We start from the raw sequence: 12,613 nt of genomic DNA on the forward strand, positions 1-12,613 counted from the left end.
AATCATTCTATACATCACCGTTTTTTTTGTCAATTAAAAAATAAAGCCTTTTCATGCATATAAAACAGCTAACAATTGGATATCTCACCGTTTTTTCATTATAATAGGAAGAAATAACCGTAAAATCCCATTATTACTGAAAGGACGTTTCTTATGCGCACACTCTTAAATAATAATTCCTTACGTCGCCTTAAATTTATGGAGCTGCTCTATAATACGAAGGATTGGCTAACCTTAAAACAAATCGCGACCGATATTGACTGTTCAGAGCGTGTTCTTCGTGTCGATATTAGCCACATTAACGAAACCTATATGCCCTTTTCAATTGTAACTTCACAAAAAAAAGGGGTTAAACTTGAATATCCGACCAACTATTCGCTCGAATTTGTGTTTCAACAAATATTGACCGATAGCATCGAGTTTACTGTGCTCGAAAAGATTCTTCTTGACGAGTCATTCGATATCATAGATTTAGCGAACACACTTTACACAAGTCCCTCAACACTCAACCGCATCATTAATAAAAATAATAAACTCCTATTAGAACGTGATATTAAAATCCATACTCAACCATGCTATATCGGCGGAAATGAACTGAACATTCGTAATTTACTGTCGCAGTTTTTACTTGAAAAATACGGTGCTTACAACTCACCTTTTACGACTCATCAAATTCAAACCGTCGATTACTTATACGAAATGATGTGCGAAACTGTCAATGAAACACCTGCGATGCAAGACCGCTTACGTCTTCGATATTGGTTCATGGCCTCAATCATTCGTATTAATAACGGTCACCATCTTACACTTGAAAGCAATGAGGTGCCTCAAGAAGTCAAACAACTCTATCAAAATGAACAACTACAAATAGCCTTCACTTTCTTACTAGACTGCGAATTCACGCCTACTATTTTAATGGAGTTACTTGTTATTTTTGCTGACATTAACTACTTCAGCAATACTTCTGCGTTAAAAACACATCTTAAGCAAACAACTACAGACAATCTACTTGCTCGAAACATCTATACTTTTTTGACAAACTTGTCTGAGAACACCCACATTCCATTAACTAATATTGATGAAGTCGCTTTGCAACTCTACAATAAACATTATCTTCTGGTCGGACCTAACTACATTATCTACAATCGTAAAGCACTTTTTGCTAAACGTATTCGTGAAGTTTATCCCTTTTTTGTTGCAAGTGTTCAACAGGAACTTTCAAAATTATCAAGTGCTCAAGATTTCTATTATAAAGACTATGCCGTTAATGAAATTCTTTATACCTTATTGATTCATTGGGAGAATTTCATTACCCTGCTAGAAAAGGCTTTACCGCCTCTAACTGTCGGATTGTATTCTGACTTCGACAATGCACATTCTCGTTTTGTCGAAGGCATTCTACATTACTATTTCGGTAAACATTTACAGTTCGTCCATATTCAAGATATTAGTGATATACCCGATATTTCTTTGTTAATCACTACTATTTCATCCTTGAACTTCTTAGAGATGCCTGTGATTTGTATCGATCCACTACCATCACCAAAAAATCTGTTAGAAATCCAACAAGCGTTGCAGTCATTCAATGACAGACCAAACTATCTTGCTTCGAAATATTTCTTGTAGTGAAAAGCGGTTACATCAGCTCGCTACAGCGCCGCTTATCTCGTAACCAAAGTCGGTTGACTTATTACTTCAAAATCAATTAAACTTTTCGACAATCTAGACCTTGCCGTTGCAAGGTCTTTTTTAGTCAAGAAAGTGACCAAATAGCTTCAATTATATAGCCAACCAGCATCATCATAAAAAAACTTACCATTACTAATATATTACCTAAAATGAGCAATTGTTTTTTTGTAGGTAGTGCAAAAAGGACACCTATAACACCAATAATGGGTGTAAATACAACGGCTGGATTTGAAGTTGCATTGAAAAAAAAAGGGCAGCCACAAACACACACCACCAACAAGACAAATTAAAGCGATATAATTATAAATTTTAAACATCATTTATTACCTCTCCTATAATTAGACATAAAAAAAGAGAATACTAAAGGGGATTAGTACTCTCATGGGATAAGGGATATTTCTAGGGATATAATTATTTTAGGGAAATAACTATATTGATAGTATACACCTTGATTGGCATAACTTGCCTATCAAAAAATGACGCCCTTACGGCTTTTTTTGATAGACTTTTTCTTCAAAAAAAAGAGAACGCTAAAGGGGATTAGCGCTCTCATGGGATAAGGGATATTTCTAGGGATAATTATTTTAGGGAAATAATTATAGCCTAAGTATACTATCTTTTTGAGGATGTGTGTTATCAAAAAAAACCTTTTGATGGGCATTTTTTGATAACCCCTTCTCCAGTTATAACTACATCATAAAAAGAAGCACCCCCCAAAAAGTTAGCTTTTTGAGTTTAACTTTCCAGGGGCGATACATGCCTCTTTTGAAATGTACTATTTAATTTTTCTTTACGAACTCAGATTTTAATTTCATCGGGCCGAAACCATCAATTTTACAATCAATATTATGGTCTCCTTCAACAAGGCGAATATTTTTCACTTTCGTTCCCATTTTCAAATCAGACTGAGCTCCTTTTACTTTAAGGTTTTTCATCACTGTGACAGAATCACCATCTGTTAGTTGGTTCCCGTTAATATCTTTTACAATTAAGCCTTCTTCTTCTAATGGACTGTTAGTTGCTAATGTCCACTCGTGGGCGCATTCGGGGCAAATAAAATTTCCACGATCCTCATACGTGTATTCAGAGTTACACTCTGGACAATTGGGTAAATTACTCATTCGTACCTCCTGTATAGTTACTTATAATCACTACTTAATTATTATTATAAACAATTTAATAAACGCAAGCAAGCATCAATAGCTCGATGATTGATACGTTTAAATAATTGTTTCCACTATCGTAATCGGATATGATTAAAAGAGATAGTTAAATCATGACAAAGGATGTGTTTTATTTGCCTTCATTTAAACAATTAACAGCACAAAAAGAAGCACTTACTGAACAACCTTGGTATTCATTCGACTCAATTGATGATAACCACATCACTACACGACCAGGTGTCTATTGTATCGCAAGCTCAAAGGATAAAGGGGCCTCGAAACAGATTATTTATATTAATCAAACTGATAACCTAAAAAATCATCTTACAAGCTATGTCAGCATAACAAACATAACTACTTCGAAGTTAGAAAAGGCACTGGTTAATGATCCGCATCTCACGGCTATTCGTAGTATTGAACAAGCACACATCTATCTGAAAAACGACTGTTATTACAAATTTTCACAAATTGATGATACACGTGAACGCCTTTTCTTAGAACACAGTCTTAAATTCACTCTATCACCACGTTATTTAACTGTCAGAGCAAATTAACGTGGTGTTTTTGAATATTGTACAAACTCACTTGGTAACAGATGTGTATACTTTTTAAAAATATCAATAAAATAACGATAGTTATTAAACCCCACATCTAACGCTATCGTGCTAATTTTGTCTTCACCTTTTTCTAACCGAATAATGGCCTGAGCAATACGATAACGATTCAAATAATCATTAAACGTGTAGCCTGTCAGCGCTTTAAACCGCTTATTCAAATGTGTCTTGCTACGATTTACCTGTTCCGCAACATCGGTGACGGTGATTTTCTCTGCATAATGTTCTTCAATTAAGGTGAGTAATGCTTGTACACTTTTTGAACTTATCGTGGTTTTTTCTGTTTGATTAAAGACAAATAATTCACGGTGGCTCACTTCTTGTATTTTTTGATTAAACAATTCGTATTGTTTTTGAACTGTCCGTCTATCTTTACAACGCGTCAGCACGTCCTCTAATTCATCGTGATTTAACGGCTTCAATAAATAGTCAGTGACACCGTATCTTATCGCCTGTTTCGCCTTATTAAAATCATTATAGCCTGATATAATAATCGTTAAGAACACAAATGCTTTCCCTTCAAAATACTTTAAGACATCCAACCCACTCATCAAAGGCATGTTGATATCAAGCAAAACAATGTCCGGTTTTATAGCTTCAATCTGTTGAACAGCACTGTGACCATCACTTGCCTCTCCACAGATGACACATCCTGCTTTTTGCCAATTAACACTCATCTTTAGTCCTTCTCTAATGATATCTTCATCATCGACCAGCAATACTTTCAACACCCTCATCACCCCCTATTAGTGGCAGTCTTAATTGAACACAGGTCCCTTTACCTCGTTCCGACTTAATCGTTAGTCCATAAGCTGCACCGAACATCAAATAAATACGTCGATGGGTATTATAGAGCCCCACGCTATTCGATTTGTTTTCCGTAGCTTCAAACCTCAATTGAATGTCTTTTAAACGTTCACTGTCAATACCGCCACCATCATCGATAACGGTTAATAAACAGTGATTCCCTTCACGTTCCACCCTAATTGTGATAGAGAGCTTCGTTTTTAGATGTATATTTCTCAAAGAGGTTTTCATCGGTCAATTTTGATTTGTTCAGTCCGCCAAACATGACATCTGCATAAGGTTTATCCTTTTCAGATGAAATTCGCTTGAGTAATTCACCAGTGCCTGCAGATACTAGTTCGACCTTAATACCTGTTTCGTCTTCGAACATCGGTATCAATGTATTAACAATATTTTCACTGTTTGGTGAATAGACAACTAGTGTTTTATCTTCTTTTTTATCTGATTCTTTTGAAGAACTCTCATTCCCACACGCTACTAAAACAGTCATTAATAATAATGCAACAACCAGTAAACCTGCCATTTTTTTCATTGGTAAATCCTCCTTAGTTTTGATAATTAAATCATATCACATACTAAAGCGCTTACAATGCTAATATAGAACACTTTTACGCACTATAGAACAGCTGTTAAAGTCTAATAACACCTCAATACAATTGACTTCTCACAACAGAAATGTTAACCTTAGACTCATCATTTAACGCGTTAAAGCGTGTTGGTTAAGGAGCTTTTATTTATGAAACATCGTTCTGCTATTATCGAGGCGTTATTATTACTCAGCCTCATTCTCATTATTTTAGGTGTTAGTGTTATTAAATACCACCTTGCGCCACAAGTACCTATCCTCGTTTGTATCGGCCTGTTGCTCATTTGGGCAAAAGTACATCGTGTCGCTTGGCAAAAAATCCATACCGGGATTACTAACGGGATTGCGACTGGACTCATTCCGATGATTATTTTCATTCTCATCGGTGCCTTGATTGGCGTTTGGATTGCTGCTGGCATAATTCCATCCATGATGTTTTATGGCTTTCATCTTATCAATCCGCAGTTGTTTATCCCCTCAGTGTTTGTGATTAGTGCCATCGTTGGTGTAGCAGTCGGCAGTGCTTTCACTGTTGTGTCAACCGTTGGGATTGCCTTCTTAGGAATTGGCTTGTCGATGGGCTTTTCACCTGCGATTATTGCTGGGGCTGTTATTTCAGGCGCTGTCTTTGGTGACAAAATGTCTCCTTTATCCGATAGCACCAATTTAGCAGCTGCCATTGCAGAAGTTGATTTATTTTTACATATCCGTAATCTGATGTGGACGACCATTCCAGCTTTTTTTATCGCCTTAATCGGCTTTTGTTTGCTCGGCTTAACCAAAACGGCCACTTCGTTCGATCAAATCACAACAATTTCAACAGCATTGGCTGCCAATTTCTCGATTAATTGGTGGGTTTTACTGCCACTTCTCCTCATCTTCTTATGTGCTCAATTGAAGTTACCGGCAATCCCCACACTTTTTTTATCGATTGGCGTTGGGGTCATCATCCTGCTACTGACCCAAAAACATTCCGTTCAATCCGTTGCTGCCATTATTCAAGATGGCTATGTCGCACGAACAAACAACGAACTGCTTAATTCTCTTCTTACCCACGGTGGCATCCAAAGTATGATGTGGTCAATTTCATTAATTATTTTAGCTTTAGCCTTAGGTGGGTTGCTCGTTGAACTCGGTATTATAAAAACACTAATGGACGCCTTAATTCGACAACTAACAACTACTGGGCAGTTAATTTTAACAACCGCCCTTAGTTGTATCGGCATCAATTTACTAATTGGCGAACAATATTTAGCAATTATTTTACCTGGAAACGCCTTTAAATCAACTTATGAGAAGGCTGGTCTTCATCCATTAGCACTTTCTCGTGTACTCGAAGATTCCGGTGCCGTGGTCAATTCACTTGTTCCGTGGAGTGTCAGCGGTGTATTTATGGCTTCGACCTTAGGCGTTGCAACGATTGAGTATTTACCCTATGCTTTTTTCTGTTTGCTCTGTCCCTTGCTTACTGTATTAGCTGGGTTCACAAATCTGAGTATTAAAAAAACTAACAAGTCAACTATCTAACTAAAAGATAGTTGACTTTAGTAATAGAAAAACTGTATCCTTGTATTATTATAAGTAATGTAAGGAGTGGCTCATTTGAGACGAATACTAGCACCGGCACGTCAGCGTCAACTACTTTTCATCGAAACATTAATTGACAACGATGATTGGATTACTCTAGCTTCAATCTCACAAAAAATCGGCTGTTCAGAGCGTATTTTGAAAAACGACATCACTGATCTCAACTTACTATTTGCACCGTTTTCCATTGATACGTCACGTAAAAATGGTGTACGCATCGAGTACCCCGTTAATTATTCGATTGACTATATTTATACCGTTTTTCTGCAAGAAAGTATCGAGTTTAGATTATTAGAAATGCTTTTTTCAGCCAAAGATGTTAGTGAATCTGATATTTATGAGACGTTATACATCAGTGACTCTAGTCTTAAGCGTTTAATTAACCGTGTCAATGTCATATTAGCTGAACATTCCATTTACATCTCAACTAAGCCTTATAACCTATGCGGTGATGAATTAGCCATTCGTAATTTCATCACACATTATTATGGTGAAAAATACCCTCGTGGTAACTTGCCCTATTCAACAGAGCAATTGAATTTTTTAACAGCTGTGTTCAAACGCTTCGCAAAAAAAAATCGATATCACGCTGAATTATCCAGATGTCAACCAGTTACGTTCAGCGACCTTATCTAACATTATTCGGATGCAGCAAGGGTACTCCCTTCCAAATATTACTGCTACCCCTTCGTTTGAATGGGTCATTACAAACATGTTAGAACAAACCGAAATAGAGCATCAATTTTTACACTTATTCGGCATTGTCTTAACTCCTGATACCGTGCGTGAAATATTATATGTGTTTTCAAAACCTGACTTTGTTTTTAATGCCTCTCATTTAAAACAAAAAGTCCTTTCACACCCTGACACAATTGGCGTTACCGTGACTTATATTGAATCATTTTTAACTGATTTGTCGAATGACTTAGACCTCCCAATTGATGACATCGAGCAGCTCACCTTTGAAATATTCAACATCACTGTTTGGTCAAGCGGCTTAAATTACATACTATTTAATAAGAAGGAATCATTTTTACACTATGTAACGACCGAATATCCCAATTTCGTAAATAAAGTCAAAGAAGCACTGCCACGATTGATTTTTATCTCTGATTATCAATGGAAAGAGGCCTCTTTTAACGAGTTTTTATATACTATTATGATCCATTGGCCTAACTTAACAAAACATCTCATTGAACAGATTAAACCGATTAGAGTCGGCGTGTTTTGTGATTTTGACGAAGAACATTCACACCTTATTATTGACATTCTTAACCATCATTTTGGTTCTCATGTTCAAAGCCAAGTACTCGAAGCACTTGAAGAAGCTGAAGCACTCGAAGAAAGCCGAGAATACGATGTCATTTTAACGACAATTTCAAATATGTCATTCAAATCAAACCATACAATCTGTATTAACTCGATTCCGACAATACATGACTGGAAAACAATTCAAAAAATCATCAGTCAAAATGATGTGCACACTAATGCTGTTGCTACAAAATTCATTTCTTTTGAAAACCGCTAAGACAATTAAAAAGAAGTCCTTCGATAGAGCCATTAGTAATGGTATCATTGAAGGACTTCTTTTTAGTTTATTTAAATACGAACCATTTACTTGCAACATAGTTAACCGCAATAACGACAACATTTGCTGCTATTTTAGCCACAAGTGTTGGCATTCCCAAATGGATACAACCAAACGTAACCACAATATCAATCAAAAGGGATGCGAGTCGAACACTTACAAATGACATTGCTTCAATCACGGTCGCTTGCCGTGTTTTGTTATGACTACGAAACACCCAATACTTATTACTGACATAGGCAAATAGTAACGCACAGACATTCGCTATCGTCACACTCCAAGATACATTTAAAACCGTTGTCTCATCCATTAAATAAAAAACACTAAGATTAACTAGTGTTGTTACACCGCCCATTAAAACATAGAGAATCAATTCTTTTTGAAATAACTTTACCATCATAATCTCCTTTGATTCATTGATTTATCTTAGTTTATCATGAAGTTTAGCTTCACGACCAGTTACACTCTCATTCCATCAGATGATTATTAGTTTCTTCCAGCTGTACTATGTGGTATAGTTCAGTTATCTAGTAATCGGTTACATTAAAACCAGTCCCCATGCTTACTTTAGTATAAAAATAAACTAACAAAGGAGTTTTTAGATGAACTTTTTCAAACGGGCACTCACGAGTATTTCTCGTAAAAAGGGTAAATCACTCTTGCTTTTTGCGATTGTTTTTATTTTAGGGAACGTGATTGCAGGAGCAGTTTCGATTTCACAAGCAACAAATAAGGTTGAACAAACCGTCAAAAATCAACTTGGCGCACAAGCAACGATTGATTTATCGAAAGAAAAGATGAAACAATTGATGGACGCCTCCGAGGATGAGGAAGTTGATTATCCAAAACCGCCTTCAAAAGATGTTATTACTAAAATTGGACAGCTTGATACGGTTAAATATTACGACTATAATATTTCCGATTACTATAATTCGAAAAAGGTGAAAGCTTATCTGTCGCCTGAAGATGAAAAATACGGTAATAGTAGCTCTTTGAGCATCCGAGGTGTGCAATATGCCCCTTTAATTGATGTGAAAGAAAACAAAATCAAGCTTGATAGCGGCACGACCTTTACAGATGACCAAATTAAAAATGGTGCTAATGTTGTCATCGTTTCTTCACAGGTCGCTAAGCTCAACAACCTCTCTGTTGGCGATAACTTTTTAGTAGACAATGTGTACCTTTCTTATGATGATGATAAAGAAAAAGAACTCTTTTCTAAGGAGTATTCTTACAAGGTGATTGGTATTTTCACACCAACAAAACTAGATACAGCAAAAAAACTCAGCGCAGATAAAAAAGCTGAACAAGAATGGCAAGCAAATGAACAAATTAACACCATCTATTTACCTAACAAAGTCGTTTCAAAAGCAAACACTGCTTTCCAAAAAGAAGCAATGAAAAAAGATAAAAATTCCGCTGAAGGTATGACCGAAGCTGAACTGGCAGAATACACTAAGAATATCGGTAACGAGGACGGATACGAGTCTGTTTTCGTAGTAAAAACACCTGAGGATATGCCTAACTTCGTTGCCGACGCTTCAACCATCTTACCAAAAGATTACGCGATTGTTTCAGCTCAAGATGACTACGACTCCATTTCTGGCTCGATGAACAAGGTCGCTAAGTTTTCAAAATACATCTTGTTGGCAGCTGCTGCAGCCTCGGTCATTATTTTGACGCTCGTTATCATTTTATTTATCCGCGATCGTAAAAAAGAATTAGGCATTTACCTGTCATTAGGTGAAAAGAAACTTAAAATCATCGGTCAAATTTTCATTGAAGTGCTACTCGTAGCTTTTATCGCGATTTCATTGTCGCTCTTCACTGGTAATCTCCTTGCCAAAAACGTGTCGACTTCATTGATTACGAATGATGCCAAGACTGACGATATGAACGGTGGCTCAATGTCCTATTCACACTTTAGCACAAACTCAACAGTGGACTTTGATTCGGTTAAAGATGCTTATGCGGTAACCATTGATGCCCCTTATATCGCACTCTTCTATCTCTTTGGTCTTGTCACAGTGATTTTATCAACCGTTCTACCCATGCTTTATATTTTACGACTCAATCCTAAAAAAATAATGATGTAAGGACGTGACTGCTATGAGTATTTTAACTGTCAAAGATGTCGATTATTTTTACCAAGACGGTGATCGTCAGCGCTATATACTAAAAGATACCAATCTCACCTTTGAAAAAGGCAAATTTTATACGATTGTTGGCCAGTCTGGCTCTGGTAAATCAACTTTTTTATCATTGATTAGTGGATTGGATACCCCTCATAAAGGTGATATTTTATATCACAATGAAAACATCAAAACAATCGGCTATGAGCAATATCGTCGCAATGATATGAGTATTATTTTTCAAAGTTACAACTTAATTCCTTATTTAACTGCCGTCGAGAACGTGCTTGTTCCAATGTCAATTACAACCAATGAGATTCCCAGCGACCATCAAGAAGTTGCCTTAAATCTCCTTGATTATATCGGTTTAAATCGCGACAAGGCGACGCGTGTCGTGACACAATTATCTGGTGGAGAACAACAGCGAGTTGCGATTGCCCGAGCATTAGCGACCAATGTCGATATTATTTTAGCAGATGAGCCGACCGGAAACCTCGATGAAGAAATGGAACAAGAAATCGTAGCGATTTTCAAGGAGCTCGCCCATCAGCATAATAAGTGTATAATTGTTGTAACGCATTCATCAGAAATCGCAGAATTGTCTGATGAAACGTACTATTTGCACAAGGGGGCTTTTAGCAAAGATGAGTGATTTTTTATCTAATTTTGAAAATAAAAATTACCAAAAACGCAATGGTGAAACGCCTAAGAGTGACCCACCTAAACAGACACCTTCTCCCAATACGGCAAAGGTTAAAACTAACGAAACCAATAAGCCTAAGGTCTCAACTGGTTCAAGGTCGACTAAAAGCACACGCTCTACTTCAGCAGATGATGTCAATCCGAATGAAAACATGATGATTGACCCGACTTATCAAAAGAAGAAGCGTAAAAAACGACTTATAATTACTGCTATTTGTGTTATCACAATTGGTTTATTATGGTGGTTATACTTCAGTATGACACATGTGCCTTTACCCAATTTTGTTGATAAGAATATTAGCGAGGTTCGCACCTGGGCGAATACAAATAATATTACCATTGAAACGGAGCAAAAATACAACACTAAAACTGACGCAAATATCGTCTTAGCACAAAATAAAAAAGTTAAAACACAGATTAAAAAAGGCAGTGTGTTAACGGTGACGCTTAGTATTGGTCCCAATCCAGATGAAGTGATTAAGCTGCCACAATTTAAAGAAATGACCAAAAGCGAGGCCCAGCAATGGATTGATAGTCAAAAAGCTGAAAACATTTCGATCACAGATGAATTCAGTGCTAAAATCGCCAAAAACAAATTTATCAAGCAACGTTTTCTAGCTGATGATGTGTCTGAAACGAACTACAAGCGCAAAGATCAATTACTGCTTTACTATTCTAAAGGTGTCGAAGTATTCGAAAAAAACATCGATGTTCCTGATTTCAGCAAGAAAACAAAAGATGAAGTGACTCAGTGGGGTCAAGATAACGATGTCAAAATCACGTTTGAAAATGGCACCAGTGATTCAATTGAAGTCGGTACGGTTATCTCACAAAGTTTAAAAAAAAGGCACTAAAATCGCCAAAAAATCACAGGTAACTGTGACAATATCGACCTTACAAGTACCAAACTTCAATGACTATACCCTTGAATCAGCGGCTGAGATTGAAGGGATTTCGACCAATATTAAGAAGCGCTTCTCTACGAGCGCACCTTATGGCTCGTTAATCTCACAATCACTCGAAGCTGGTACTTTCATCGATGATAAGGCGAATGACAAAGCGATTACGGTCGTTTATTCAGCGGGTAAGCCTTATTTAAAAAGCTATTTTGGTAGTTTAGAGGGGGAATTGGCTGAATCCTTCTACAATGATTACACCGTTAACGGCGCCAATATTAACTATACGATTCATAGTGTCGATTCGGCTGAAGAACGAGGCACAGTCGTCGAAATGAGTAATTACAACGCCTATGTGGCGATGGACTACACTGTTTCAATTGGCATTAGTAATGGCAGTGGCTACACTCCAACCGCCGACAACACACGTGCTGACGATGAGTCAGACGTTGTTGGGGATACTGAAGAAGCCGTTCTTCCTTCTGATACGAAAAAAACAGCTTCTTCTGATTCAAACGACTAGCAAAAAAGCGGTTCTATAATTTATGGTGTTGGTGAATTTTCACTGATGCCTATTTTTTCGTAAAAAAATAGCAACATTTTCAAAATCCCTATAATAATTAAGTCACCACAACAAATTTATAAGGGGGATTCGACAATGTCAGCTATCACTTTTAACAATATCGCGAATTTCCTCATGGAATTACAGAATGAATCTATTTCTTTTCCAAAAACATTGGTGTTTAACTCAGTTAATTAAAGGTGTTTTAAGCTACTTTGTTTATTTTGGCATCACTCTTCTTACACACCTCACGGTGTGCTGAATTGCGGCTTCAATAATAAAACAGA

At 36.8% G+C, this 12,613-nt stretch carries 14 protein-coding genes; 9 read left to right on the forward strand and 5 right to left on the reverse strand.

Annotated elements, in window-relative coordinates:
- Positions 1-153: 153 nt before the first annotated feature.
- Entirely contained in the window at positions 154-1,626 is a 1,473-nt protein-coding gene (locus BCAMP_RS12695) for a helix-turn-helix domain-containing protein (RefSeq protein ID WP_051457006.1), read from the forward strand.
- 842 nt (positions 1,627-2,468) lie between these two features.
- Here the strand turns inward: BCAMP_RS12695 and BCAMP_RS09130 are convergent.
- Positions 2,469-2,810: a zinc ribbon domain-containing protein YjdM gene (locus BCAMP_RS09130; RefSeq protein ID WP_035315125.1), complete on the reverse strand. Its 342-nt coding sequence runs from the start codon at positions 2,808-2,810 to the stop codon at positions 2,469-2,471.
- Positions 2,811-2,965: 155 nt separating this feature from the next.
- Between BCAMP_RS09130 and BCAMP_RS09135 the strand changes: the two genes are divergently transcribed.
- Complete coding sequence (locus BCAMP_RS09135) at positions 2,966-3,406, forward strand: GIY-YIG nuclease family protein (protein ID WP_035315127.1); 441 nt, start codon at positions 2,966-2,968, stop codon at positions 3,404-3,406.
- Here the strand turns inward: BCAMP_RS09135 and BCAMP_RS09140 are convergent.
- Genes BCAMP_RS09140 through BCAMP_RS09150 form a run of 3 tightly spaced genes read right to left on the reverse strand, consistent with a single transcriptional unit; the run spans position 3,403 to position 4,805 of the window.
- Positions 3,403-4,197: a response regulator transcription factor gene (locus BCAMP_RS09140; protein ID WP_035315129.1), complete on the reverse strand. Its 795-nt coding sequence runs from the start codon at positions 4,195-4,197 to the stop codon at positions 3,403-3,405. The genes BCAMP_RS09135 and BCAMP_RS09140 overlap by 4 nt on opposite strands.
- Positions 4,172-4,447 (reverse strand): sensor histidine kinase, encoded by a 276-nt coding sequence (locus BCAMP_RS09145; RefSeq protein WP_035315131.1) that lies wholly within the window; start codon positions 4,445-4,447, stop codon positions 4,172-4,174. Before BCAMP_RS09145 ends, BCAMP_RS09140 begins: the two co-directional genes overlap by 26 nt.
- 1 nt (position 4,448) lies before the next feature.
- Positions 4,449-4,805: a type 2 periplasmic-binding domain-containing protein gene (locus BCAMP_RS09150; protein ID WP_035315133.1), complete on the reverse strand. Its 357-nt coding sequence runs from the start codon at positions 4,803-4,805 to the stop codon at positions 4,449-4,451.
- Positions 4,806-5,009: 204 nt separating this feature from the next.
- Here BCAMP_RS09150 and nhaC point away from each other — a divergent pair, with 204 nt between their 5' ends.
- The 3 genes from nhaC (at position 5,010) to BCAMP_RS09165 (ending at position 7,974) form a co-directional block, all read left to right on the forward strand.
- The gene (nhaC, locus tag BCAMP_RS09155) at positions 5,010-6,386 is read left to right on the forward strand and encodes a Na+/H+ antiporter NhaC (RefSeq protein ID WP_035315134.1); all 1,377 of its coding nucleotides are present in this window, start codon (positions 5,010-5,012) and stop codon (positions 6,384-6,386) included.
- 75 nt (positions 6,387-6,461) lie between these two features.
- Positions 6,462-7,082 carry a helix-turn-helix domain-containing protein gene (locus BCAMP_RS09160; RefSeq protein WP_051457007.1) on the forward strand — a complete coding sequence of 207 codons (621 nt, stop codon included), beginning with the start codon at positions 6,462-6,464 and terminating at the stop codon, positions 7,080-7,082.
- Positions 7,083-7,158: 76 nt separating this feature from the next.
- Positions 7,159-7,974, forward strand: a complete 816-nt coding sequence (locus BCAMP_RS09165) for a hypothetical protein (RefSeq protein ID WP_035315135.1) — start codon at positions 7,159-7,161, stop codon at positions 7,972-7,974.
- A gap of 67 nt (positions 7,975-8,041) precedes the next feature.
- Here the strand turns inward: BCAMP_RS09165 and BCAMP_RS09170 are convergent, their stop codons facing one another.
- On the reverse strand, positions 8,042-8,434 hold the full coding sequence (locus BCAMP_RS09170; protein WP_051457008.1) for a GtrA family protein: 393 nt from the start codon (positions 8,432-8,434) through the stop codon (positions 8,042-8,044).
- A 202-nt stretch (positions 8,435-8,636) separates the two neighbouring features.
- Between BCAMP_RS09170 and BCAMP_RS09175 the strand changes: the two genes are divergently transcribed.
- The 4 genes from BCAMP_RS09175 to BCAMP_RS12700 are packed head-to-tail and all read left to right on the forward strand — an operon-like array spanning position 8,637 to position 12,287.
- Positions 8,637-10,130, forward strand: coding sequence for an ABC transporter permease (locus tag BCAMP_RS09175; RefSeq protein ID WP_035315137.1), 1,494 nt, complete (start codon positions 8,637-8,639; stop codon positions 10,128-10,130).
- Between the two features lie 13 nt (positions 10,131-10,143).
- On the forward strand, positions 10,144-10,818 hold the full coding sequence (locus BCAMP_RS09180; RefSeq protein ID WP_035315138.1) for an ABC transporter ATP-binding protein: 675 nt from the start codon (positions 10,144-10,146) through the stop codon (positions 10,816-10,818).
- Positions 10,811-11,722 carry a PASTA domain-containing protein gene (locus tag BCAMP_RS09185; RefSeq protein ID WP_051457009.1) on the forward strand — a complete coding sequence of 304 codons (912 nt, stop codon included), beginning with the start codon at positions 10,811-10,813 and terminating at the stop codon, positions 11,720-11,722. The genes BCAMP_RS09180 and BCAMP_RS09185 overlap by 8 nt, the downstream gene beginning before the upstream one ends.
- A gap of 25 nt (positions 11,723-11,747) precedes the next feature.
- Positions 11,748-12,287 carry a hypothetical protein gene (locus tag BCAMP_RS12700; RefSeq protein ID WP_051457010.1) on the forward strand — a complete coding sequence of 180 codons (540 nt, stop codon included), beginning with the start codon at positions 11,748-11,750 and terminating at the stop codon, positions 12,285-12,287.
- The last annotated feature ends 326 nt before the right edge of the window (positions 12,288-12,613 follow it).

Origin of the sequence: Brochothrix campestris FSL F6-1037 (assembly GCF_000525915.1) — a bacterium.
In the GTDB taxonomy this organism is placed as follows: Bacteria; Bacillota; Bacilli; order Lactobacillales; family Listeriaceae; genus Brochothrix; species Brochothrix campestris.